Source organism: Stenotrophomonas sp. C-A, from assembly GCF_054030835.1.
Genome location: NZ_CM132916.1, coordinates 4,427,321 through 4,452,720 on the forward strand (window position 1 = coordinate 4,427,321; position 25,400 = coordinate 4,452,720).

The window sequence follows — 25,400 nt, forward strand, 5'->3', positions numbered from 1 at the left end:
GCCTGTCCGAGAGTCCTCATGCATCGCCTCCTGCTCCTGATCGGCCTGCTGCTGCCCGCCCTGTGGCCGGCCGTGGCGTTGGCCGTCGATGTCCACGAAGGCGACCTGCTGTTCGTCACCGCCGGCCGCAGCGGCCTGAGCGCGGCCATCGACGATGCTACCGGCACGCAGGGCGCACCCAGCTTCGATCACGTCGCCCTGGTCGCCTCGGCGCCGAAAGGCTGGGATGTGCTGCACGCCGACGAGAAGGGGTCGCGCCGGCAGTCACTGATCGAATTCCGCCAGGAGGCGCGCGCCAAGCAGCGGCAGATCGTGGTCTATCGCCTGCGCGCGCCGCAGCAGGCGGCCATCAAGGATGCGGTCGCCACCGCGCGCACGATGCTGGGCAAGCCCTACAACACGTCGTATGTGTTGAACGAGGACAGCTATTACTGTTCGGACTTCATCGAGCGTGCGTTCCGTGCGCACCACGTGTTCGCATTGCAGCCGATGAATTTCCGCAACCCGCAGACCGGGCAGATCGCCCAGCACTGGGTCGATCTTTACCGCGGCATGGGCATGGACGTGCCGCAGGATCAGCCGGGCACCAATCCGAACGACATGTCGGCGGCGCCGGTGCTGCAGCGTATCGGCGTGCTGGAATAAGCAAAGCCCCGCACGGGGCGGGGCTTCGCCGGTCACGTTGCACGCGCAACGCGATCATTCTTCTTCGTCGTGGCCGCCCTGCTGCTGGTTCTGGTTGCGCTTCTGCTGTTCCTGCTGCTGTTGCTGCTGGTCGCGGCCACGACCCTGCTGCTGATCCTGCTGGTTCTGCTGGCCCTGCTGCTTCTGGTTCGGGTTCTGGTTCTGCTGTGCCATGTCCGATCTCCAAAGCCACACGCGGAATGCGGTGGACGTGGCCATCGTCTGCAGCGAATGGTTAATCACGCGTGGGTGGGCGGCTACATCTGTGTGTACGCCTGTGAATGAACGCGCAGAAGCCCTTGTGGCACAAGCGGCTGAAGGATTCATGCGGGTTCGGCATGTGCTCATGCCGACATCGGCGTTGCACGCATTCATGGCGCTCGCAGCCGGAAACACGCGCTGAACGAGGCTGGCTTCCCGGCTCACGCAGGGAAGCCAACGCTGCATTCAGGGCATCACCGGCGGCACGTACGCCAGGGTCATCCCCAGCAGCCACAACAGGCCCAGCACCAGCGGAATGTGCACCAGCAGCTGGATGAAGGTGAAGCCGACGATGTCGCGTGCCTTCAGCCCCAGCACGCCCAGCAGCGGCAGCATCCAGAACGGATTGATCAGGTTCGGCAGCGCTTCGGCCGCGTTGTAGACCTGCACCGCCCAGCCCAGGTGCGCCTTCAGTTCGTTGGCGGCCTGCATCACGTACGGCGCCTCGATGATCCACTTGCCACCACCGGAGGGCACGAAGAAGCCCAGCACGGCCGAATAGACGCCCATCACCAGCGCGAAGGTATCGGTGCTGGCCACGTGCACGAACAGGCTCGACAGCCGGTGCGCCAACGTCTGCCCATCGCCACCGACAGCGTGGGTGAGGATCATCGCGATGCCACCGTACAGCGGGAACTGGATCAGTACGCCGGTGGTACTCGGTACCGCCTTGGCCACCGCGTTGAGGAAGCTGCGCGGGCGCCAGTGCAGCAGCAGGCCCAGCGAAATGAACAGGAAGTTGTAGGTGTTGAGGTTGGCGATGGCGGTGACCACCGGCTTGTTGGCGAATTCGTTGAACAGCCAACCGAACGCCAGCAACGAGAGCAGCACGGTCAGCAGCGGGCTGTATTCCAGCCACTCGCCCGGGCGCGTGCGTCGTTGCAGCGGCTCCGGCTCGGCCTGCGCGGCACCGGGGAAGTCTTCGGCGGTGCGAGCGCTGCCGGCGGCCGGTGCGGTCAGCCAGGCGATCAGCAGCGAAACCAGAATCAGCACTGAGGTCAGCGCGATCGACTGCCACAGGAAGATGGTTTCGGTGAACGGCAGTACGCCGGTGATCTCGACCAGCCCCGGCGGCATGCTGGCCGGGTTGGCCTGCAGCTGTGCAGCCGACGAACTCAGCCCCATCGCCCACACCGCGCCCAGCCCCAGATAGGCCGAAGCACCGGCCGCGCGGTAGTCCATGCGCAGCTCGGTGCGGCGTGCCAGCGCACGCACCAGCAGGCCGCCGAATACCAGCGAGAAGCCCCAGCTGAGCAGCGAGGCCAGCATGCTGACCAGGCCCACGTACACCACCGCGCCACGACCGGTGCGCGGCACCCGGGCCAGGAAGTCGATGAAGCGCGCGACCACCGGCGCAGTCGCCACGGCATAGCCACCGATGACCACGAAGGCCATCTGCATGGTGAAGGGAATCAGGCTCCAGAAGCCGTCGCCGAAGGCGCTGGCGGTGGCCTGCGGGGTCGAGCCGAAGCCCATCGCCGCCAGCGCGACGATGACCACGCCCAGCACCGCGAACACGTACGCATCGGGGAACCACTTTTCCGCCCAGGCGGCCGAGCGCAGCGCCGCGCGCGCCATCCAGCCGTCCTGTACTGCTGCCGTCGAGGCCATCGCCTACCCTCCCAGGTTCGATGGCCCGATTCTGGGCGGTGGGGTGCGGGCTGTCTGCCACCTATTGGTCGTAGGCGACGGGATACCCGGCGCTACGCACCGCCGCCCGAGCATGGGCTCGGGCGCTACGGATATCCGGTTTCGGGGTTGCCACCTGTAGAGCCGAGCCCACGCTCGGCTGCGCGTCTCAGCGCAGCGCCAGATCCACGGCGATGCCGGCAAACAGCGCGGCACCCACCCAGTTGTTGTGCAGGAACGCCTTGAAGCACGGGCCGCGCTCGCGGTTGCGGCAGATCCAGAATTCGTAGACCACCAGCACCGTGGCCGCAGCCACGCCGGCCAGGTAGTAGCCACCCAGCCCGCCACGCACGCCAACCAGCGCCATGGTGGCCAGGAACAGCGCGTACAGCACGCCCTGGATGACTAGGTCCAGGTCGCCGAACAGGATTGCAGTGGAGTGCGAGCCCATCTTCAGGTCGTCCTCGCGGTCGACCATGGCGTACCAGGTATCGTAGGCGGTGGACCACAGGATGTTGCCGGCATACAGCAGCCAGCCCAGCATCGGCACCTCGCCCTGCACGGCGGCGAAGGCCATCGGGATGCCCCAGCCGAAGGACATGCCCAGGTAGACCTGCGGCAGATGGGTGTAGCGCTTCAGGTAGGGGTAGCTGGCGGCCAGGAACACGCCGATGAAGCTCAGGCCGATGGTCAGCCCGTTCAGGGTCAGTACCAGGCCGAACGCCACCAGCATCAGCACCGCGAACAACGCCAGCGCGGCGCGGCCACTGATCGCACCGGTGGCCAACGGGCGCGCCTTGGTGCGCTCCACGTGCGGGTCGAGCCAGCGGTCGGCGTAGTCGTTGATGACGCAACCGGCCGAGCGGGTCAGCCACACTCCGGCGGTGAACACGAACAGCGTCCACAGCGGCGGCAGACCACCTGCGGCCAGCCACAACGCCCACCACGTGGGCCACAGCAGCAGCAGCGTGCCGATCGGGCGATCGGCGCGCATCAGACTCCAGTAATGCCGCCAACGCGGCGTCGCCGGCGACTGCGGCGAAGTGAGGGGGGTATCAGCCATGGCGATAGGATACTCCTGCGCCGGGGGCGAGACTCAGAAACGACAGGGCCCGATGCGCCTGCGCGCACCGGGCCCCGATATCCTGCCATGCGAAGTGGTCAGGCCTTCTCGTCGGACTTGTACTCGTAATAGCCGTAGCTGTAATAGCCGGTGGCACGTTTCTCGACTGCGTTGAAGATCGCGCCCTTGATCTGCACGCCGTTCTGCTCGAAGCGCTGCAGGGTCAGCTCGATTTCCTTGGCTTGGTTTACGCCGAAACGGGTGACCAGCAGGCTCGAACCGGCATGGGTGGCGACCAGCGCCGGGTCGGTCACGGCCAGAATCGGCGGCGTATCGACGATCACCAAGTCGTACTTGCCGGACATGTCCTGCAGCAGCTGCGCGAAACGCGGGTGCATCAGCAATTCGGCCGGGTTCGGCGGGATGTCGCCACGCACCATGTAGTGCATGTTGTCCAGGCCGGACACCGGATGGATCACGTCATCGACGCTGAGCTTGCCGCCCAACACGTCCGACAGGCCCTTCTGGTGCGAAACACCCAGGATCTTGTGCAAAGTGCCCTTGCGCATGTCGGCGTCGATGACCAAAACGCGCTGGCCCGCCTGCGCGATGACCGCGGCCAGGTTGGTGGACACGAAGGTCTTGCCCACGCCCGGGCGCGGGCGCGGGCCCGAGATGGTCAGGATGTTGTTCTTCGCTTCCAGCATCGCGAAGTGCAGGCTGGTACGCAGGCTGCGCAGTGCCTCCACAGTCGGGTCGGCTGGCGCGGATACCGCCAGCAGGTGCTGGCGACCGTCGGCCACCACGCGCGTGCCGTGCTTGCCCTTGCGCAGCTTGGGCAGCGTGTTGGACACGCTGAGCGGGATGGCGGCGTAGACCGGCAGGCCAAGGGCTTCGATGTCTGCCGGGTCTTCGATGCCCGGGTTGAGCATGCGCTGGAGGAAGACGAAGGCAATCGAAAGGAAGGCACCAAGGAGTGTGGCGATGGCGACGATCAAGGCCTTGCGGGGTGCAACCGGGTTGGCGATGTCAACGATGGCCGGATCGACGATACGCACATTGCCGACCGCTCCCGCGCGGGCCACGTCGAGCTGCTGTGCCTGATTCAACAGCGCCGTATACAGCTCGTTGCTGACCTGAAGGTCGCGGGTGAGGCGAAGCAGTTCCTGCTGGGTTTCCGGGAGATCACCGACCTGCTTCTGGAAACCGCCCTTGCGGCTTTCCAGATCGCCGATCTGACGCATAAGCGCGCGGTAGGCCGGGTGCTCGCGCGTGAAGCTCCGATCCATTTCGGCCTGCTTCAAGCGCAGCTGCTGGATGCTGGCTTCGACGGCTACTTCCTGTTCCAGCAGACCCTTGGTCTGCATGGTGATGTCCACCGACCGAGACTGCGACTGGTACGCGCTCATCGCCGCCTGCGCCTGCTCCACCTGGCGGCGGATCGTCGGTAGCTGGTCCTTGACGAACTGGAGCTGCGACGCGGCTTCGGCGGAGCTCCGGTCGACGTTCTGACGGACATATGCGTCAGCAACACGCTGCACGAACGACTCAGCCCGAGATGGGTCGGTGTCCTGATAGACAAGTCTCAGGATGCCGGACTCCTTGCCCTGTTCGGTAGCCTTCAGCTCTTTTTGCAGGGACGCTAGGACGTCAAGGCGGCGCAACCGGGTCACTTCAAACTGCATGCCAGGATTCGCACGCAGTTCATCCACCTCCAACCTCACTCCACGGCCCTCTGCAGGTACACCGACCTGACCACGAAGCAGCATCTCACCGTCTTCGTCAAGAAGCGTGAAGTCCTTACCCATGCTTCCAACTTTTAGAATCAGGGTAGAGTCGATCAGAGACGCAGGGACGTCCAACCGATGGATACCGAGCACATCTCCGCCGCAGCCATACCGGGCAAGGCCGAACATCGGCGGGCATACATCCCCCTCTTCCTGTGGCTTGTAACGGCGCACAAAGAAGTTGCCTAGCAAGGGAAAACGGCGCGGCTCAATCTGGATTTCCAGGTTGAGTTGATCAACTGCAGCGCCAATCACCGAACGCGAAGTCAGGAGCGCAACTTCGGTGGTAGCAGCGGTACTGCCACTGCCGCCCAACGAGGCAAGATCAGCGAGACCCGGGATGCTTGGCACTTTTGACTCAACCTGAACCAATGACTGCGCTTGGTAGATCGGTCGAGCGAGCAAGGCATACAGCAGCCCAGCAGCCATGAAGATAGCCGTGGTTGCGAAGATGAACCATTTACGGTCAAGCACCGCACCTAGTACTTCCCGCAGATCAATCTCGTCATCCTTGCTTACCCGGGACTCCATTTGACTCCTCATAGCTTCCACTTCCGTTCGAGAACGATGGTCTGGCGGCCTCACGAAGTTCAAACGCGCTAGCGCCCTCGCCCGACCAAGCCTCTCAGCATACCAATTTCTGAACGCCAATCGAACTGATGGCCGCGATTGCAGGCTCCGGATTAGCCAAAGCGGAGATTGGCACCACAAGCTACCAAGATCCGATCTCTCTTCGAGCAGCGGCAGAATTGCTATGCTATGTAGCTGGCGATGCGAATGAGCTGCGGGTTGCAGTCTGAGCCGGATCAGCTAGATGACTACATTCTCACCCAGTGACGATACCGCCCTGGGAGGCAGTCTACTGCGGGCTTCGGAATGATTTGACAATGTAGATATGCCTGACTCGCTTGCACCACCCACTGTGTTTGAACTGGTACAAAAGGACTTGCAATGAAGATCGCTGTTGTCGGAACTGGCTATGTGGGCCTCTCCAATGCCGTTCTAATGGCACAGAATCATCAGGTTCTCGCACTTGACATTGACGCGGCACGCGTAGCGCTCATCAATAGTGGACGCACTCCACTGGAAGACAGGGAGATTGGCGAGTATTTGGCAAGGGGAACCCTAAGCCTTACTGCAACTATTGACAAGCAAGAGGCATACACGAATGCCGATTATGTTGTGATCGCCACCCCCACCGACTACGACACGCAGAGTCATTGCTTCGACATAAGCTCGGTGGAATCGGTCATTGCAGACGTACTGCGGATCAATCCTGAAGCCGTCATGGTGATCAAGTCCACCATTCCGGTTGGATGCACCAAAGAGCTTCGCACACGCTTTGAAACGGATCGAATAATATTTTCCCCTGAGTTCCTCCGTGAAGGCAAGGCGCTTTACGACAACCTCCATCCCAGTCGGATTATCGTGGGTGAGCGATCTGATCGAGCGAGGGTGTTTGCAGACTTGCTGAAAGAAGGAGCGATAAGCAAAGACGCACCCACTCTGCTCACTGATTCAACTGAAGCAGAGGCGATAAAGCTTTTTGCGAACACCTACTTGGCAATGCGTGTCGCTTACTTCAATGAGCTGGATACGTACGCTGCCACTCACGAATTGGACACTCGACAGATCATTGCAGGCGTCAGCCTCGATCCTCGCATTGGGAGTCATTACAACAACCCTTCCTTTGGGTACGGGGGTTATTGCTTGCCCAAGGACACGAAGCAACTGCTGGCAAACTACCAGAATGTTCCCCAGAACCTAATCCGTGCGATTGTCGAGTCAAATGGCACGCGTAAAGATTTTATTGCCGATGAAGTTATTTCTCTAAAACCCAGGGTTGTAGGAATTTATCGCCTGGTTATGAAATCAGGATCAGATAACTTCAGAGCTTCCGCGATTCAGGGTGTAATGAAGCGCATTAAGGCAAAAGGAATTGAAGTGATCGTCTATGAGCCAACGCTGGATGATTCAACGTTTTATGGATCCAGAGTTGTAAAGGATCTTGATGCCTTCAAAGTGGAGGCGGACCTGATTCTTGCGAACAGAGCCTCCGAACTGATCGCCGACGTATCCAACAAGGTGTACAGCCGGGACCTGTTTGGGGCCGACTGAAGAAACCGCATACTGCAGGGAAAGAAATAAATGACGAAACGCGCACTGATCACCGGCGTTACTGGCCAGGATGGCTCTTATCTGGCGGAACTGCTTCTCGATAAGGGTTATGAGGTTCATGGCATAAAGCGCCGTGCGTCCCTCTTCAATACGCAGCGAGTTGATCACATCTATGAAGATCCTCATGATTCGAACCCCAGATTCCACCTCCACTATGGCGACCTCACTGACACCAGCAACCTGACGAGAATTCTCGCCGAGGTACAGCCAGATGAAGTCTATAATCTGGGCGCACAAAGTCACGTCGCGGTGAGCTTCGAAGCACCCGAATATACGGCTGACGTAGACGCCATCGGCACACTACGTCTCCTGGAAGCGATTCGATTCCTTAAATTGACGGACAGAACGCGCTTCTACCAAGCCTCTACCTCTGAGCTGTACGGGCTGGTTCAGGAAACGCCGCAGCGCGAAACCACTCCCTTCTATCCGCGCAGCCCTTACGGCGTTGCGAAGCTCTACGCGTATTGGATTACTGTCAATTACCGTGAAAGCTACGGAATGTACGCTTGTAATGGGATCCTGTTCAATCATGAGAGCCCGCGCCGGGGCGAGACTTTCGTAACCAGAAAGATCACGCGCGGACTGGCCAATATCGCTCAAGGGCTTGAAAGCTGCTTGTACATGGGCAATCTCGATGCACTTCGGGACTGGGGTCATGCAAAGGACTACGTCCGAATGCAGTGGATGATGCTTCAGCAGGACGAACCTCGAGACTTCGTGATCGCCACTGGGGTGCAGTACAGCGTTCGCGAGTTCATAGTGATGGCATGTAAAGAACTCGGAATCGAACTTAGTTTCGAGGGAACAGGCGTCAATGAACGAGCGATTGTCCGATCCATCACGGGCGATGCCGCTCCGTCCGTCAAGGTCGGAGATGCAATCGTCTGCATAGATCCGCGCTACTACAGACCAGCAGAGGTTGAGTCACTGCTGGGGGATCCCTCCTTGGCAAAGGCCGAGTTGGGCTGGACACCTCAGATCACTCTGCAGGATATGGTCAAGGAGATGGTTCAGTCCGATCTCACCGCAGCAAGGCAACACGCGCTCCTTCGGAGTCACGGCTTCCCGGTTGCTCTCGGCAAGGGGAGTTAAAGGCACCGCCGTCATAGCGATCCGCTTTATCTCCGCAATAGCTCGCGGCTATGGAGGAGCATTGGGGGATACTCAAGCCTCACCCTAGCCGCCGAGCTCACGACCGCCTGCAGATGAAGCAGAAATTAGTCCAACTACTTTCAAGATCGCGGACCGTGTTTGCGGCGCTCCTGGGTCAAGCAAGCTCAAGCTTGTCAAGCTTGCTTGTCTCGGCTTGGCTCTTGCTTGCCGCGACCAAGGAGAACTTTGGGCTTTATAGCCTGTGCTTTTCCATAGCATTGGTAGCTGCCGGAATGATTTCCTCCGGCCTCACCGTCCAGTTCGTCGTAAACCTACCGAGTCGAAATACTCCCGAGAGAGAAATTGAACTCCTCTCTCTGATTTACATAATTGTCGCTGCAACCCTGGGGGCTGCCGCCATCTGTGCAACTGCCGCACCCGCCCTTTCCATAATCAACTGGCAACTGGACGTCCCTGCAGTGCTGATCGCGGCGAGCATGGCGTGTGCAATGAGTTGCAGGGAATTGGTAGTTCGATACCTCGTCTTTGCTGAAGAAAACACAAAAGTTACAGCATCGAGCGCAGTTCTGCTGCTCACGACAATTCTACTTATTGTCCTCGCGCCAACCTCAGTCAGCAAAGTGGTGTGGGCGGGCTTTACATACTCGGCCGCCACAGTCGTAAGCCTGCTCGCCTGCAGGCCAACCAAATTGGCTTACGCAGCGCAAGTTTCCCCCTCGGCACTGGTACGCACGCTGAGGGATTCGTGGAGCGGCGGGAAATGGGGGATTTTGAGCAACATCTTCTTCTCTGCCCGAAACCAGGCCCACAGCCTCATTCTAGCCCCACTTGGAATGAGCACGATCGCGGACGTTAACGCAGCGCGATTGCTGTTCATGCCGATATTCCAGATAATTCCAGTAATATCGCAGGTTGGGCTGAGCACAACCAGCAAGAAGCGAGAAGAGAGCAAGCAGTCTGCAATCGAATCCGGAAACAAGGTCGTAGTCATCTCCGTAGTTCCGCTACTTCTTTATGGCGTGGCAATACTCATTGCGTCACTAGTGGTGCCAGAGCATTGGATCCCATCAGATTACAGAGGCGCGCTCCCCTACCTGGCCGGCTGGGGATTGATAACTTGCGCAATCGGTGCACGCGCAGCATTCTCAACTACTCTCCTGGCCTTGCATGAATTCCGCGCCATTGCATCAGGAAACGGCCTGTCCCTCGCTATCATGGCTCTTTCCTGGCTCGCATTGTCAAATTTGGCCGGCCCACCAGCAGCACTTTATTCAATGGCCGCAGCAGAGATATTTGTTACCTTTACCTATGCGCGTAGATTGAGCAGTATCAGAAAATCAATGGATCTTAGCAAACATACGGGAGCTCAATAGAATGCGAGCCCATAACCAATCCTTGGAAATTTGGCGTTACGTCATCGTAGCTTCGCTTGCGGTGCTGGGCTCCATATTCATTTGGGCACCAGTTCTATTTCTTTTGATATTCTCAGTCGCGGTAAGCACAATCAAGTCTGGCCGCGCACCCGCAGTTGCATGCGCTGCTTTCTTTACCTTCCTATTCGGCTGGATCAATTCGAACAAGGTACCCGACGGTGACTGGTCCTGGTACTTGTATCACTTTCAGCTGCTGCAGGACATTCCAATCTATGACTACTTCGGCCAAGTACATATGGGAGTCTCGGCTCGCTTAACCGAGCCGGTCTACCACGTTCTTGCATGGATCTTATCCATTACAACCAGTGCCCAGCCTGAGGTACTTGCTGTTGTTGTCACTGCGATCATCTACGGATCAGTTGCATATTTTGTTACCGGCACTGCAGCCGCCTTAACCGCCACGCGACTGTCTGGCGTCTATGTTGCGCTTGCAATCATATGTGCCTCGACAATTGGCATCACGTTCACCCTGACCACTCATCTCGTCCGACAAGAGCTCGCAATCGCGTTCCTGCTTGGATCGCTATGTCTGGAAATGAAAATGAGACGGAGACCCGCTCTGGCACTGGCCATGCTGGCTGTCCTGACGCACAACTCCGCAATCATTCCCGCATTCGTGCTTATATTCATCGTCCAGGTAAAGCTGATCCGAAACTCCGTTATACGGAAAAGCTTGATCGGCGCAGCTTCACTGGCACTACTTGGGTTTGGCTATTACTTCTCTACCAGCGATGAGATTTACAGATTTGGAGACAAGAACGACGGCGCAATTGGCCTTCTCACGTATGTACTCGACGCGGCGATCGTCATAGGAGCCTCATCGCTTCTCAACACGAAGTCGGTGGGAAAGCTAGTAAAATCCTTCTTCATCCCATTTGTCGCAATGTATAGCCTGACCGTCATTGGTGCATCCCAGCAGCCCCTTGCGCTCCTGAGAATGTATTTCTATTTCGAATTGATTCGCGTGGTCGGGGTTACTCTAATCTGCCTGTGGCTGGCCGCAAACAGAGCATTTATCGTACTTTCCATTCTATCCGTAGTGGGTTTCTACTACGTGTCGCTCAGAATGGATAACTCGCCATTCTATTTCGGCGGGGAATTTGTTGATTATTTCTTTGCGCGACCGATATAGCCGGAACACATGAAAAGGAATTTTGGCATGCCCAGCGCGGACAACAATGCAAAGCACGTCGTTATTGTACAGAGACGGCTAACGCACTATCGCGTACCCTTCTTTGAGGAGCTGCGTAGAGCGTTAGCTGTTCGTGACATCAAGCTAACTCTCGTTTACGGAAATCCCACTCGCAGAGAAGCCAGCAAGGATGATGGCGCCGATCTTCCGTGGGGAATAAAGGTACCGTGCAAGTATTTTCTCTCTGATCGACTTTGCCTCCAGTGGTTTGTGCCCCAGGCAAAGAACGCTGATCTGGTAATTCTCACTCATGAGAACAAGCTCATTGCAAATCTATGGGCACAGTATGCGATGAGCAACCTGAGAGTAGGCCTGTGGGGGCATGGCGCTAATCTCCAGGGGAGCAAGAATTCCATACGAGAGATCTTCAAACGACGCACCGCCTTGCGCGCCGATTGGTGGTTTGGATACACAGAGATGAGCCGAGGCCTTATCCTGTCCACCGGCTACCCTGCTGATCGAATCAGTATAGTTGAGAATTCCATCGACTCGCTCGCGCTAGCGACGGAGTACACGGCTGCTTTGGATGCAAAGCTTAACAATGCTATCTCAACTGAGATGGCATGTGAGGCACCCACCGCTGCCTACATCGGATCGCTCTATAAAGAGAAACGACTGGAATTCCTCTTTGAAGCTGCCGTAAGAATCAAAGACATAATTCCTGAGTTTAGACTGATTGTTGCAGGAGCGGGTCCAGACAAAGAGATAGTCGAAAGTTTTGTCGGGCGCAATCCTTGGGTTCGCTATGTTGGACCAGTCGATGACCAGAATAAAGCCTTGATACTTGCTGAATCTAAGGTGTTGCTCAATCCCGGTCTCGTCGGCCTGGGAATATTAGATTCTTTCGTCTGCCAGACTCCGATGATAACAACTGACTGCGGAATTCACAGCCCTGAGATTTCCTATCTAGCAAACGGAGAAAATGGAGTCATGACTAATGATGACATCCATTCCTTCGTCCGTGAAGCAGTAAGCGTGCTTCAGGATGCGAAATATCGCAATCACCTGGTGAATGGATGCAAGAAGAGCGCCCTTCATTACACGGTTGAGAACATGGCAGCCAACTTCGCGGACGGCATCATCAGCTGTCTAAATTCAGCACCACTACGAAGTCAGAAATGAAGATCCTAGTTCTTCACAACTCCTACAGAAAGCGTGGTGGAGAAGACGTAGTCGTTGAACGCGAGCTCAACCTGCTCAGGAAATCCGGGCATGAAGTCGAGATATACATCGCCGCGAACGACTCGATATCTGGCGCTGCGGGAAAGATAAAGACAGCCATAGGCACATTATTCTCCATTTCTTCCTACAGAAAATTGCGAAGGATGATATCCGAGTTCAATCCGGATGTCGTTCATGTGCACAATTTTTTCCCGATACTTTCCCCGTCAGTGTTCTATGCATGCCGTTCAATGCGCAAGCCGGTAGTACTGACGCTGCACAACTACAGGATTATTTGCCCCACTTCCACTCTGGAGCACGCGGGAAAACTGTCAACCAAAAGTATATATAATGGCCCGTGGTGGGCATTGCGCCACCGCGTTTTTCAAGGATCACTGCTTGGCACTTTCGTCCTCTGCAGCATGATATCGATGCACAGGCGCATCGGCACATGGGCGAGATTCGTTGATCGATTCATCATACCCAGTGAAACAGGTCGCGAGCACTTCGTTGCAGCGGGAATCTCTGGGAACAAAATTACAACAAAACCCCATTTCGTCGATATCCCTCTCTCGCCAGAACGTTCACGAAGTGGATTTCTATTTGTCGGCAGACTTTCCCCTGAAAAGGGCATCCATACACTTCTAGCTGCGGCCAAGAAGCTTGTATCCTGCGAAGCCACTCATAAGAGTGAATTTACAATTGTCGGAGAGGGACCAGAAGCCCCCTCATGTGCATCCTCGGGGCTGACCACTGTGGGCGCCCTATCTCCACAGGGTGTCGAGGACATGATGCGCCGCGCAGCGGCTCTTATTGTCCCTAGCCAATGCCATGAAACCTTCGGCCTCGTCATAATAGAGGCATATGCATGCGGCCTACCCGTTATTGCGAGTCGTGTGGGTGCATTTCGCGACATTGTGATTGAGGGCGTGACAGGAATTTTCTTTGAGCCCGGCGACAGTGATGATCTTGCGGAGAAGATTGCTTGGGCAAAAGCCAATCCAGATGAGCTCGTCCGCATGGGCAGAGAGGCAAGATCCCGATATGAGAACCTCTATACTCCGCACCATAACGAATCAATGCTGAAAGAAATATACCAGCAGGCAATCAATGAGAACGCGGCTGATAATAATGAATCCTAGCGCTAGACAGTTAAAAATGGTCGTGGGCTCTCCGATCGACGTCCTCGATTGGACCTGTGCAGTGAAGCGCATCGAGTCATGGGCGTCCGAGCATGAAAGCCGCGTGGTCTGCATCTGCAACGCCCACTCCGTCGTAACCGCACGTCAGGACGGGGAGTTCGCAGCAGCCGTGAACTCTGCCGATATGGCCACACCCGATGGCGCCCCAGTCGCTTGGTTGATGAGGCGCCTGGGGGCTTCCGGCCAGGAACGCATCAATGGCCCCGACCTGATGCTCAAGTACTGCGAGGCCGCCGCCAAGCGTGGCGAATCCATCTACCTCTATGGCGGTGCTGAGACGACCTTGGGCATTCTTCGCGACCAGCTGCCCAAGCGATTCCCTGGCCTGGTCATTGCCGGTTCCCACTCACCGCCCTTCCGCGCCCTCAGCGAGGACGAGGATGCTGCCATCGTGCGCGACATCAACGCCTCTGGTGCCGGAACAATCTGGGTCAGCCTCGGCTGTCCGAAGCAGGAGAAGTGGATGGCGGCGCACCGTGGCCGCATCAATGGCGTGATGATCGGTGTCGGGGCGGCATTCGACTACCATGCGGGTGTTATCTCCCGGGCCCCGCTCTGGATGCAGAACAATGGCCTCGAATGGCTGCACAGGCTTGCGAGCGAGCCTCGTCGGCTCTGGAAGCGCTACTTCGTCACCAACACCCTCTTCATTTGGCACGCTGCGCGCCAGCTTATGACGGCGCAGTCGAAATGACCCATTTGACCGAGCTTCCACCACGTCACTTGAATGCAGCTGACTTCAAGGCCGTGGTTCGGGACACGCCTCTCGTGTCGATCGATCTTCTGATCATGGATCAGCGGCAACGTATGCTTGTGGGGTTGCGTACCAATGACCCTGCACGCGGATTCTGGTTTGCTCCGGGTGGTCGCATCCGCAAAGGCGAGAACTTCAACCAGGCCTTCCGCAGGCTGACTGAGGCTGAGCTCGGGCAATCGCTGGATATCAGCGAAGCCACCTTCGTTGGAGCGTATGAGCACTTCTACGCCGAAGACTTTACCGGCGCATCGGATGCAGGCACGCACTACGTAGTGTTGGCGTACTCCATCAGCGTGGATCCGACGAGAATGGCTCTGCCGGAGGAGCAGCACACAGAGTACCGCTGGGTAACGGCAGATGAGGCTCTGTCCGATGCCTCGATCCACCCCAATACCCAAGCATACGCTCGCAAATGAGAAGGGCCAGCGAACGCTGGCCCTTTCGTCTACGATCTCAAGCGGCGCGCAGGCGGCCTTGATTGTCGAGGAACCAGCGATACGTCTGCTCGACGCCTTCCCGAAGCTCGATCGAGGCCTTCCAGCCCAGTCCATTCAACCGTGAGACATCCAGCAGTTTGCGCGGGGTGCCATCCGGCTTGCTGGTGTCATTGCGGATCTCGCCCTTGAAACCTGTGATGTCCTTCACCAGCTCTGCAAGCTCGCGAATGCTGATGTCATCACCGACACCAACATTGACGATGTCCGAGCCTTCGTAGGTCTCAGTCAGATAGACCGTTGCAGCGGCCATGTCGTCGACATGGAGGAACTCGCGGCGGGGTGTTCCCGTACCCCACATGACAACCTCGCTGTCATTGCGTTCGGCAGCTTCATGGAACTTTCGCAGCAGTGCCGGGAGCACATGCGAGTTCTGCAGATCAAAGTTGTCGCCCGGCCCATAAAGATTGGTCGGCATCAGACTGATTGCATTGAACCCATACTGCTTGCGATACGCCTGGCACATCTTGATGCCGGCAATCTTTGCAATCGCATACCATTCGTTCGTAGGCTCCAGCCCCCCCGTCAGCAACGAGTCCTCACGGATGGGCTGCTCGGCGAACTTGGGGTAGATGCACGACGAACCCAGGAAAGTCAGCTTCTTGGCGCCATGGCGGTATGCCGCGTCGATCACGTTGTTCTGGATCTGCAGGTTCTCAAACAAGAATTCGGCAGGGTACGCATCGTTTGCATGGATGCCGCCTACTTTGGCCGCAGCCAAGATGACGATGGCCGGCTTCTCGGCCTCAAAGAGCGCTTCGACCGACGCGCGATCCCTGAGATCGACGCGCTCGCGCCCTGCCAGCAAGAGGTTGTCATATCCCAACGCCTGCAAACGGCGTACCACAGCACCACCGACCAGCCCCCGGTGTCCTGCGACAAAAATCTTATCGTGCTTGTCCATGCCCTTTCCGTTCAACTGCTGAGTCAGGGGTCAAATTTTAGCAGACGGCCTCAACCCCATTCGGGTCAGGCCGGCCTTGATGACGGGTGGGTTGAGATTTATCCGGGGAAACCAGATAGAATGCCCTCCTCACGGCCCCTTCCGGGTGTCTTGATGCCCGTCCCGGCAGGTTCCGAGGGCGAGGCGGTATACAACGCGCCCGTAGCTCAGCCGGATAGAGTAGTGGCTTCCGAAGCCATTGGTCGGGGGTTCGAATCCCTCCGGGCGCGCCATCTTCCCCTGCTCGTACCCGTCACTCCGGGCCTCTCGCTTGCGCTTCCACGTCAACGCGGTTCAGGAGCGAACGGCTTCGAGCGATGTGCGCAACCTTGAAGATCGCGCACGACGATGGAAAGCGTCTGCCCTTTCTGCACGGCACCGGGCAGGAAGGCGCCCTTGCCGTCGTACAGGAAGGTTTCAATCTCACCACGTGTAACCACCAGGTCCGCAGCCGGCGGCTTGAGCTCTTCCAGAACAACACTGAAGGGACGCCAGGCCAGGCCGTGTTCGTCGCGGATATCGGTCGATACCGCGTGTGCATGCGCCTGCCGATCCACGCTGGCCAGTGGCAGCCGTAGTGCCTGCGATCCCTCCGTAGCGATCTGGAACCTGCCAAGGACCACGGCATCCACGGTTTCACTGCCGATGTAGGTGATCGTGGCCTCGGGACACTGCACCGCATCGGCCGGGTGCGATGCACACGCGGCCACGCTTGCGGTCAGGAGCAGAATGTTCGGCCGGATCATGGGCTGGCACCTGGCACATCGCTACCCCGCCCAGGGTCTGCAGCGGCGCACGCAGCGGTAGCGCCCGGCCTGCGCGCATAGCTGTAATCGGGATCGCGCCAGGCGCGCACGATCGGGCTTCGTGCGTGCCTGATCACGCCGGGGAACCAGGACAACGCGAACACCACGGCCCAGATCGCAGCCAGCCAGAGCCAACGGCCCGAGGCATAGGCCCAGATCATGGGCAACGCAGCCAGCATTACGATGACCTGCGTATACAGCAGGTAGAGCGTGTGCAGACCCAAGCGGGGATCCGAGCGCAGCACCACGCCACACCCACGGCAAGCCACCCTCGCTTGGCGTTTCCATGCGGAACGCCGTGGAAACCGCTGCCCTGCTGCGCCGCAAAGTGGACAGGTGAAGGTCAGCAGGCGCATCAGGCAGCTCCTCTCTGTCGATTGACATCAACTGTCGGGCACGAAGCCGAGCCTAGCATGCGCTTGGCAGGGGGGGGCGCCACAAACAGCAACGCCGGGCAGTGCCCGGTGTTGCTTTCAGATCAGTCGAGCATGGCTTGACTCTACAAAAAGCAGATTAGTACTTACCATCGAACGCAAAGATCGGCTTGCGCTGCTTCCACGCGCCGGCAGTGAAGTCCGGGAACTCCAGCGTCTGGAAACTATTGGCGATCGACTGCTCGCTCAGCGGCGTGATCGCACTCCAGGTCACCGCGTCGTAGATGTCGATCGGCATCGGCGCCTTGGCCTTCAGCGCTTCCACAAACGCGTGGATGACGAACCAGTCCATGCCACCGTGGCCGGCGCTGGCGGCGGTGTCGGCATTCTGCTTCCACAGCGGATGCTCGTATTCGTCCTGGTACTTCTTGAACTCTTCCCACTGGTGCGGCGGGCTGCGGCCTTCGATGTGGATCGAATGGTTCACGTCCATCCACAGACCCTTGGTGCCCTGTACGCGGAAGCCCATCGAGTACGGGCGCGGTAGCGAGGTGTCGTGCTGCAGCAGGATGGTCTCGCCGTTCTCGCAGGCCAGCGTCGTGGTGACGATATCGCCGAGCTTGAACTTCACCTTGGTGCTGGGGTGGGTGGTGCCACCACTCTTGGCCACGGTGTATTCGTGCAGGCCACGTGCCTTGGTCGCGAACGCGTTGATGTGGGTGAAGCGGTTGCCACGGTTGATGCCGGTGTACATCGCGCACGGGCCGATGCCGTGGCTGGGGTACAGCTCGCCGTTGCGCTCCACCGAATGCTCGGTGCGCCAGCGGGCTTCGCTCCAGCCCTTGGGCCCGAATTCCACGCCGCTGTCGTAGGGCTGGTTCGGGTCGCCGGAATTGAACTTCACGCCACGCAGGTCGTGCTGGTAGCCGGCCTGCAGGTGTACCAGTTCGCCGAACAGGCCATGCCGGACCATCTGCAGGGCGGCCATCACATCGCGGCGGTAGCAGACGTTTTCCAGCAGCATGTACGGAGTGCCGGTGGACAGCTGCGTCTTCAGCACGTCCCAGTGGTCCTGCAGGGTGATGCCGGCCACCACTTCACAGCCCACGGCCACGCCGGCCTGCATCGCGGCAATCGCCATCGGCGCGTGGTATTCCCACGGCGTGGCGATGATCACGCCATCGATGCCCTTCTGATCCAGCAGGCGCTTCCAGGCATTGGTGTCGCGATCCTGGCCGTAGGTCTTCGGGGCCGGCTTGCCGGCCTTGGTCACCATCTCCACGGCGCGGCCGAGCATGATCGGCTCGATATCGCAGACGGCGACCACCTCGACGTCGTCGCGGCGCACCAGTTCCTTCAGCAGCACCAGGCCACGCATGCCGGTACCGATCATGGCCAGGCGCACCTTGCGCCCGCGTGCCCATGCCGGGGTCTGCGGCAGCAGGCTGCTGGCGGCGACAGCGGCACTGGCCGCGATGAATTCCCTACGCTTCATGGCAAACATCTCTCCTCTTGGCAGCGTGCCGGCCGCAGCCGGCACGCCAGGTCACGCAAACGGAATTACTTGAACCGGTAGCCGATGGTCACACTGTAACCACGACCAAAGATGGTTGCGTAGTCACTGGAGTCACCCAGGAAGCTGTTCGGATCGTAGAACGGCAGGCGATCGAACAGGTTCTTGACGGTGAAGCTCAGGTTCCACGCATCATCCGGGCGCCAGGTGACACTCATGTTGGCGGTCCACCACGACGGCGCACCGTCGCACTTGCTCTTCTGCAGGGCCAGGTAGCCGCCGGTGCAGGTTTCCTTGTTGTTGCTCACCTCATCAACCTGGTCGGTGGCCCACTTGGTGCCGCCCACGTAGTTGACGAACATGCTGGTGGTGACCTGCTTGTAGGTCCAGTCGGCATTGAGCGTGGCACGCAGGCGCGGGTTGTTGTAGTAGCCCACCACGTCGCCGTAGTACCAGCCGTTGGCTTCATCCATGTAGAAGCGGTTGCGGTTGGCGATGGTGGCAGCCAGGCCGATGTTCAGGTTGCCCCAGTCACCCAGCGAGAAGCGGCTGCGCGCATCGATGTCGAAGCCGTCGATCAGGGTCTTGCCACGGTTCTTGTACTGGCCCACCACGCTGGCCACGTTGCCGGCAGAGTAGCCCGGCAGCACCGACGGGCAGCTCACGCCACTGGCCGGGTCGGCACACATCGCCGCCAGCTGTGCCAGGTTGGCGCGGTCACTGTCGGTGATCGGCGAGCGCGACGAGGAGATGATGTCTTCCATGCGGCGGTAGTCCGGCGCGACGATTTCATTGTCGCGATAGATGAACCAGTAGTCGGCCGACACCGACAGCCAGGTCGCCGGCTCGTAGACGAAGCCGAGGGTGGCGATCTTCGCCTTCTCCGGCTTCAGGTTCTTGTTCGGCTGGGTCATGCGGGCCACAGTGCGGCTGCAATCGACGTTCAGCAGGTTCTTGCCCAGGTCGACATCGCCCGGACGCTGCGAGCGCAGCAGCAGGTTGGCGATGGCGTTGGTCTCGTTGCAGCGCAGCTCGTCGCGGTAGCCACCCAGCTGCGCGAACACGCCGCCGTTACCGGATTCGGCCAGGCTCGGTGCACGGAAACCGGTGGAGTAGGTGCCACGCAGCATCAGCTGGTCGAACGCCTGGTACTTGAAGCCGATCTTCGGCGCGACGTTGGCGCTGAAGTTCGGGTACTTGTCCACGCGCACCGCCGCATCTAGTTCCAGCTTGTCGGTGATCGGTGCCACGGTCTCGGCGAACAGCGCATAGGTGTTGCGCTTGCCGTCGAACCAGGAGCCGCCCTGCTGGGAGATCAGGCCGTTGGCCGCATCGGCGTTGCCCGGGGTGTAGAAGGTCTCGCGGCTGGCGTTGAAGCCGAACGCGGCGCGCATTTCACCGGCGGGCAGCTGGAACAGCGGGCCTTCGATCTTGCCGTCCAGGGTGTGCAGGCGGGTCCACGACTGGATGTCGAAGGTCGGGAACGCTTCACGGATCAACGCAGCGTTGGCTTCGCTGATCTCACCGAACTTGTATGCCGGGTGGTCAGAGATGATCACGCGGCCGGTGGTCGGATCGACCGAGTACGGGCCGAACGCCTTCTCGAAGCCCTTGATGTTGACGTTGATCGTCTGGTACGTGGTGGAGTGGGTACCGGCGCTGGCGAAGGCGGTCTCCCAGTTCCAGTCACCCCGGTTGCCACGCGCACCGGCCAGCACGCGGTAGCTCTTGTCGGTATTGCGCTGGCCGAAGTAGTTCGGGCCGGCATCCTGCAGCAGGTAGTTCAGGCCGACCACGCCGCCCATCATTGCCTTCATCTGCGGGCTGGCGTGGTTGTACTCGTTGTTCGGGCCCAGGAACGGGTACAGGAACTGGTTGACGGTGTTGCCGGTGTTGCGCGAGAACCAGCTGGTCGGGTTGCCGGTGGTGGTGCCGTAGGTGCGCGGCGTGCCGCCGTTGGCGCGCAGGTCGATGTCGGTGTAGGTCGCCTCGGCGAAGATCTCGGTGCTGTCACCCACCAGGAAGGTGCCGTTGAGGTAGGCGGTATTGCGCTCGGACTTGGCGCCGGCATCGATCTCGTTGTTCATCCAGGTTTCCCAGACGCAACGCGGGCCGGCCGCTTCACTGGTCAGCACGTTCTTGCAGCCGGGCGCAGCTTCCTGCACGCGGCGGCCGGTCACCGGATCGAAGGCGAAGTAAGTGCCCGGATTGAATTCACCCGGCTTGCTGCCCACGCCCAGGCGCAGGTTGTTGAGGTAGTTCGGATTGTTGACGTAGTACTGGTCGGGCCGCTTGTCGTAGAAATCGCTCAACGGAATCGCGTCGCGCCGGTACATGTTCACCGCGCCGTAGATGTTGAAGCGGTTCTCGGCCAGGTCACCGAAGCCGGCGGTGATGCTGGCCTGGCGCTCGCCGTAGGAGTCGATGCGCGAGGAGGTGTCGTTGGTGAAGCTGACCTCGGCACCCTGGAAGTTGCGCTTGGTGATCACGTTGATCACGCCGGCCACCGCGTCGGTGCCGTACACCGCCGAGGCGCCGTCGGTCAGCACTTCCATGCGCTCGATGGCCGCAGCCGGAATCGCGTCGATGTTGACGAACTGGGTCTGGAAGCCGGCCGGTGCACCGTAGTACGACAGGCGACGACCGTTCAGCAGCACCAGCGTGCCCTGCGCGCCCAGCCCGCGCAGGTTGGCCTGCGAAGCACCGTCGGAACCGGTGAACAGCGAGCGCGCATCCTGCTGCGCCGGGCGTGCGGCCGGCAGGTTGTCGAGCACCTGCAGCAGCGTGCGCGCACCCATGTTCTGGATGTCCTGCTTGCTGATCACCTGCACCGGCGACGCGGTTTCCACGTCGGTGCGGCGGATGTTGGAGCCGGTGACCTCGATGCGGGCCAGGTCGGTGGCCTTGTCCTTGCTCTCCTGGGCGAAGGCAGGAACGGCGACCGACAGCAGCACGCCGGCAATGGCCAGCGACAGCGGAGCGATCGAACGACAGGGGGGGCGGTGGTGGCGGGCGGGCAACATCGGGGTTCTCTCCTGGCAGGGGTGCGGCGCGAATGGTGAGCGCGTGGGCGTTCGGCGGGCAAAACGCTCCCGGGCCACGGCCATGAGGGCCGTAGTCGGAATGGGCGGGGGGAGGAGCGGTGTTACGAGGGGGTCATGGGGCGACGATGCTGGCGGAGTCGCCCTCCTGGCCGATCAGCACGGCGTTGGCCCAGTTGGCACAGACCTGGGCGGGTTGGCTGCCCTGCGCACCCAGCGTGCGCAGGCTCAGGCTGGAAAGGCCACGGATGTCCAGCTCCGGCTTGACCACGCCGGGTGCCTTCACCAGGCCGCTGTCGTACAGCAGGCGGTTGTCACCCCAGACCTGGAACTGCAGGCCAACGGCGTTGCGGCAGGCGTCGTCGATGCCGAGGTCGGCACGCAGCAGGTGCCAGCCGCCCTGCAGGCGCAGGTCGATGCGGCTGTTGGCGCCGACGCCCAGGCCACGGCGGAACTGCAGGCCGTTCATGCGCATGCCGGCATCGCCACGGAACGACTGGTCGGCGCGCACCTGGCTGGCCAGCGCGGCCGGCACCGGCAGCTCGGAGAGATAGCGCTGCCGGGCCGGTCGCTCCGGTTCCTGGTGTTCGAGAATGTGGAAGGTGGACAGTGCGATCGGGCCGACGTCGCGCGGCTGGAGCGCATCAAAGGCGCGGGCACTGCCCTGTGCGGCGGTGACCATCGGGTCGGTGCTGCTGGCACCGTCGCCTTCGGGGTTCTGCACGCTCAGCACGCGGAAGCGCAGCAGGCGGCCGGCGTGGGCCGGGAAGTCGATGCGCTGCACGCCTTCCTTCAGCTGCAGGCGGCCACGGGCGATCGGCTCGCCCCACTCGCCATTGCTGTCGCCCAGGTAGACCTCGTAGTCGCGTACCTGGCCGTGCTTCCAGTTCTTGTCGTTGCGTGGCGCGATGTCGATGCCATCGATCATCTTCCGCTCGCCGAAGCCCACCACCCATTCGTGGGCACCGGTGCGCACGGCCTGGTTGCGCACACTGCGGAACCAGGTAGCCGGATCGTCGTCGAAGGCATTTTCCAGCGCATGGCCAGGCTCTTCGGCCGGGCGGTTGACCACCAGCAGGCTGTCGGCCGGCAGTTCGCGGCCGAGTACGGGTGCGGCCGGATAGGTATCGTCGGCGACCGCCGCAGCCACCGCGAAGTCCAGCTGTAGCTGCAGCGGCTGGCGGATGTCCTGGGTGGCGGTGCGCACATGCAGCGTGCCGCGGCGTTCGGCGGCATCGAAGTACCATCCTTCAGCAGCAGCGTTGAACGCAGCGGCATCAGCCAGCGCCGGCAGCGCGCGGCCAGCGGCCTGCACCGCACGCGGCGCCTGGCGGCTGAGCACGCGCAGGCCGTAGCGGCGCTGCGGCAGCTGGCCGTTGTACTGGCCCTGCACCGGATCGATCTGTACCTGCACCGGGCCACTGCCCTGCGCCGGCGCCTGCACGCGGATCACCTGCGTGCTCGACTCGCCCTGCTGGTAGCGGCGCGTGTTGCCATCGTCTTCGTACAGCGTGTACTGCGACTCGCCCTGCGGATACAGGTCGAACGTCACTTCATCCAGCGGCTTCTCGCCGTCGAACAGCATCGACGGGTACATCGGCAGGATCGCACCGGCACGCACGAATACCGGCAGCGTGGCCAGATCCACCTGGCGGTCGAGCTGGCGGCCGTCGGCGCCAGCCTGCACGCGGCGGCCATCCCAGTAGTCGATCCAGCCGCCGGCCGGCAGGTGAATTTCGCGGCGCCAGCCACGGCTGGCGGCCTGGCTGCGGTACACCGGCGCCACCAGCAGATCGCGGCCGAGCAGGAACTGGTACTTGTAGGTTTCATCCTGCGCATGCGGATCGCGCGGGTTGTCCCACATCAGGCCACGCACCGGCGGCGCGCCGGTCTGCGCGGCCTCGTGCACCAGGCCGTACATGTACGGGGTCAGGCGCATCTTCAACTTCAGGTAATCGCGGTTGATGCTGCGGTAGGGCTCGTCGTACCACCACGGATGCTTGCGTGCGTTCGACGACCAGCCGCTCATGCCCATCAGCACCGGGGTGAACGCCTTCCATTGCAGGTCGCGGGTGAAAGTCTCGGCGCTGCCGCCGAAGATCGCATCGACGTCGCCGCTGGCGTAGGCCATGCCGGACAGGCCCGACCCGACCAGGGTCGGCACGTGCCAGCGGATGTAATCCCAGCTGCTGCTCTGGTCGCCGGTCCACGCGACGGCGTAGCGCTGGATGCCGGCCCAGCCCATCACCGTCCACAGGAACGGGCGCGAATCGGAATTGTCGAGGATGCCGTTGAAGGCCTGGCGGTTGGCATCCATCGCGAACTGGTAACCCTTGCCGGTCCAGGCCACGTCCAGCTTCTGCACGCGACTGCCGGCCTTGCCCACTTCCCAGGCGATCTTGTCGACGCCGTTCTCGGTCCACAGGCCGGTGTGGAAACCGTAGCCGGCCAGCCCCTTCACGGTTTCCGGCAACTGCTTGTAACCGCAGCCGTAACCGTCGTTGGGCAGGATCCAGCCACCGGGCATGTCGTGGGCGCGGTACTGCTTGGCCACGCTGTCGATCACATCGGGGGTGGTGCCGGTCGGGCCGTCGCTCCAGCCTTCGGGCACGGTGCCGGGCTTCTTGCTGTTGTCGCCATCGTTGTAGCAATCGGCGTCGCCGTAGGACAGCGCCCAGCGCGCGACCATGTTCGGGCGGCCAGTCAGCTGGGTGTAGCGCTCGATCAGTTTCGGCAGGTCGGCGCCGACGAAGTAATAGGCATCGAAGCGGTCTTCGCGATGCAGCAGCGTGGACTGGTCGCTCTGGCGCAGATCGTAGCTGCCATCGCTCCAGGTATTGCGCAGCATGCCCCAGCCACGGCTGCTCAGCAGCATCGGTGCAGGGCTGGGGCGGTCGCCCTCTTCCCAGCCGCCGGAATAGGACACCTCCAGCTCGCGGCCCTTGAACTGGTAGCGGCCGTTCTGCTGGCCGCCACCGAAGTAGCCCTCATCGGCCTGCGAGGACAGCACCTGCACGCTCTGCGTGGCATCCAGGTCCAGCGGCTGCAGTTCCTGCCACAGCGCGGTGGGCTGGCCGTTGTCCAGCCGTTCCAGGCGCATGCGCAGCGGCTGCCGCTGTACATGCAGCACCAGGGACTCGGTCCGCACGCGGATTTCCTGCGCGTCTTCTTCCAGCTTCGCCTGCACGTTGGCCTTGGGCTGCGGCAGTACGATCGGCGCGGCCTTGTCGCCGGCGCCGGTCAGCGTGCCGTTGCGGCCGGCCTGCACGCGGATGATGTCGGTGGCCGGCAGTTCGATGCGGAGGCGCGCGCCCTTGTCGGTCTGCAGGTCCCAGCCCTGCACGCCGTCGCGGCTGGCGCTGGCGGCAACCGAACGCAGGTTGCCCACCGGCTCGGCCTGGGCCGGCATGGACGCCAACATCAATGCCGGCAACAGGGCCAGCATCAGCGGCGAGCGACGAACGCAGATTTCCACACGGACTCCCAACCCGTTCACCGGGCGTTTCGAAAGCGGTTGGGCCGACTCTAGGGCAGCGATTCGAAAGATGTCAACAAATTGAAAGGAAAAAGGAAGATATATTCCATTGAAACGAAAGTTGGTGCATTGCAATACTTTGTGTAAGCGCTTGCAGTCGCCTGTTAAGCATTGTGCGATACGGCATTTCGTCGATCCTTTCGTTTTTCCATGCACGTCGCGACTGGAAAGTCATCCACCCATTTTCTTTCTTTTTACTTTCGCTATTTGACATTTCGAAAGAAAACGCTGATG

General features: G+C 60.6%; 19 protein-coding genes and 1 tRNA gene. 10 read left to right on the top strand and 10 right to left on the bottom strand.

Annotated features, from left to right (window positions below; translation table 11 throughout):
- Positions 1 to 18 precede the first annotated feature (18 nt).
- Positions 19 to 645: a YiiX/YebB-like N1pC/P60 family cysteine hydrolase gene (locus ACW5IY_RS20570; protein ID WP_049435760.1), complete on the top strand. Its 627-nt coding sequence runs from the start codon at positions 19 to 21 to the stop codon at positions 643 to 645.
- Between the two features lie 54 nt (positions 646 to 699).
- Here ACW5IY_RS20570 and ACW5IY_RS20575 read toward each other — a convergent pair whose 3' ends face one another.
- The 4 genes from ACW5IY_RS20575 to ACW5IY_RS20590 form a co-directional block, all read right to left on the bottom strand.
- Entirely contained in the window at positions 700 to 858 is a 159-nt protein-coding gene (locus ACW5IY_RS20575) for a hypothetical protein (RefSeq protein ID WP_162838410.1), read from the bottom strand.
- 273 nt (positions 859 to 1,131) lie between these two features.
- Positions 1,132 to 2,556, bottom strand: coding sequence for a short-chain fatty acid transporter (locus ACW5IY_RS20580; RefSeq protein WP_192840211.1), 1,425 nt, complete (start codon positions 2,554 to 2,556; stop codon positions 1,132 to 1,134).
- A gap of 187 nt (positions 2,557 to 2,743) precedes the next feature.
- Positions 2,744 to 3,637 carry a 4-hydroxybenzoate octaprenyltransferase gene (ubiA, locus tag ACW5IY_RS20585; RefSeq protein ID WP_049435762.1) on the bottom strand — a complete coding sequence of 298 codons (894 nt, stop codon included), beginning with the start codon at positions 3,635 to 3,637 and terminating at the stop codon, positions 2,744 to 2,746.
- 98 nt (positions 3,638 to 3,735) lie between these two features.
- Complete coding sequence (locus ACW5IY_RS20590) at positions 3,736 to 5,967, bottom strand: polysaccharide biosynthesis tyrosine autokinase (protein WP_457326856.1); 2,232 nt, start codon at positions 5,965 to 5,967, stop codon at positions 3,736 to 3,738.
- Between the two features lie 408 nt (positions 5,968 to 6,375).
- Here ACW5IY_RS20590 and ACW5IY_RS20595 point away from each other — a divergent pair, with 408 nt between their 5' ends.
- The 8 genes from ACW5IY_RS20595 to ACW5IY_RS20630 all read left to right on the top strand — a co-directional run bounded on the left by ACW5IY_RS20595 (position 6,376) and on the right by ACW5IY_RS20630 (position 14,876).
- Complete coding sequence (locus tag ACW5IY_RS20595; protein WP_049435764.1) at positions 6,376 to 7,542, top strand: nucleotide sugar dehydrogenase; 1,167 nt, start codon at positions 6,376 to 6,378, stop codon at positions 7,540 to 7,542.
- A gap of 30 nt (positions 7,543 to 7,572) precedes the next feature.
- Positions 7,573 to 8,694, top strand: coding sequence for a GDP-mannose 4,6-dehydratase (gmd, locus tag ACW5IY_RS20600; RefSeq protein ID WP_049435765.1), 1,122 nt, complete (start codon positions 7,573 to 7,575; stop codon positions 8,692 to 8,694).
- Positions 8,695 to 8,885: 191 nt separating this feature from the next.
- Complete coding sequence (locus tag ACW5IY_RS20605) at positions 8,886 to 10,088, top strand: polysaccharide biosynthesis protein (RefSeq protein ID WP_152906246.1); 1,203 nt, start codon at positions 8,886 to 8,888, stop codon at positions 10,086 to 10,088.
- A gap of 1 nt (position 10,089) precedes the next feature.
- A complete protein-coding gene (locus ACW5IY_RS20610; RefSeq protein WP_049435768.1) occupies positions 10,090 to 11,280 on the top strand; it encodes an EpsG family protein in 1,191 nt (396 codons plus the stop codon).
- A gap of 9 nt (positions 11,281 to 11,289) precedes the next feature.
- On the top strand, positions 11,290 to 12,462 hold the full coding sequence (locus ACW5IY_RS20615; protein ID WP_100049958.1) for a glycosyltransferase family 4 protein: 1,173 nt from the start codon (positions 11,290 to 11,292) through the stop codon (positions 12,460 to 12,462).
- Positions 12,459 to 13,643 carry a glycosyltransferase family 4 protein gene (locus tag ACW5IY_RS20620; RefSeq protein WP_100049957.1) on the top strand — a complete coding sequence of 395 codons (1,185 nt, stop codon included), beginning with the start codon at positions 12,459 to 12,461 and terminating at the stop codon, positions 13,641 to 13,643. The genes ACW5IY_RS20615 and ACW5IY_RS20620 overlap by 4 nt, the downstream gene beginning before the upstream one ends.
- 61 nt (positions 13,644 to 13,704) lie before the next feature.
- The gene (locus tag ACW5IY_RS20625) at positions 13,705 to 14,397 is read left to right on the top strand and encodes a WecB/TagA/CpsF family glycosyltransferase (protein ID WP_197638395.1); all 693 of its coding nucleotides are present in this window, start codon (positions 13,705 to 13,707) and stop codon (positions 14,395 to 14,397) included.
- Positions 14,394 to 14,876: a GDP-mannose mannosyl hydrolase gene (locus tag ACW5IY_RS20630; protein WP_049435769.1), complete on the top strand. Its 483-nt coding sequence runs from the start codon at positions 14,394 to 14,396 to the stop codon at positions 14,874 to 14,876. Before ACW5IY_RS20625 ends, ACW5IY_RS20630 begins: the two co-directional genes overlap by 4 nt.
- A 37-nt stretch (positions 14,877 to 14,913) precedes the next feature.
- Here ACW5IY_RS20630 and fcl read toward each other — a convergent pair whose 3' ends face one another.
- Positions 14,914 to 15,858 (bottom strand): GDP-L-fucose synthase, encoded by a 945-nt coding sequence (gene fcl, locus ACW5IY_RS20635; RefSeq protein ID WP_049435770.1) that lies wholly within the window; start codon positions 15,856 to 15,858, stop codon positions 14,914 to 14,916.
- Between the two features lie 195 nt (positions 15,859 to 16,053).
- Here fcl and ACW5IY_RS20640 point away from each other — a divergent pair.
- Positions 16,054 to 16,130, top strand: a tRNA-Arg gene (locus tag ACW5IY_RS20640).
- A 51-nt stretch (positions 16,131 to 16,181) separates the two neighbouring features.
- On the opposite strand, the gene ACW5IY_RS20645 is transcribed toward ACW5IY_RS20640, so the two are convergent.
- From ACW5IY_RS20645 to ACW5IY_RS20665, 5 genes are all read right to left on the bottom strand, one after another.
- Positions 16,182 to 16,643 carry a hypothetical protein gene (locus tag ACW5IY_RS20645; RefSeq protein WP_049435771.1) on the bottom strand — a complete coding sequence of 154 codons (462 nt, stop codon included), beginning with the start codon at positions 16,641 to 16,643 and terminating at the stop codon, positions 16,182 to 16,184.
- The gene (locus ACW5IY_RS20650) at positions 16,640 to 17,059 is read right to left on the bottom strand and encodes a hypothetical protein (protein ID WP_049435772.1); all 420 of its coding nucleotides are present in this window, start codon (positions 17,057 to 17,059) and stop codon (positions 16,640 to 16,642) included. The genes ACW5IY_RS20645 and ACW5IY_RS20650 overlap by 4 nt, the downstream gene beginning before the upstream one ends.
- A 157-nt stretch (positions 17,060 to 17,216) precedes the next feature.
- Complete coding sequence (locus tag ACW5IY_RS20655; protein WP_049435838.1) at positions 17,217 to 18,572, bottom strand: Gfo/Idh/MocA family oxidoreductase; 1,356 nt, start codon at positions 18,570 to 18,572, stop codon at positions 17,217 to 17,219.
- A gap of 65 nt (positions 18,573 to 18,637) precedes the next feature.
- Positions 18,638 to 21,613: a TonB-dependent receptor domain-containing protein gene (locus tag ACW5IY_RS20660; protein WP_049435773.1), complete on the bottom strand. Its 2,976-nt coding sequence runs from the start codon at positions 21,611 to 21,613 to the stop codon at positions 18,638 to 18,640.
- Positions 21,614 to 21,746: 133 nt separating this feature from the next.
- Complete coding sequence (locus ACW5IY_RS20665; protein ID WP_457326857.1) at positions 21,747 to 25,106, bottom strand: TIM-barrel domain-containing protein; 3,360 nt, start codon at positions 25,104 to 25,106, stop codon at positions 21,747 to 21,749.
- Between the last annotated feature and the right edge of the window lie 294 nt (positions 25,107 to 25,400).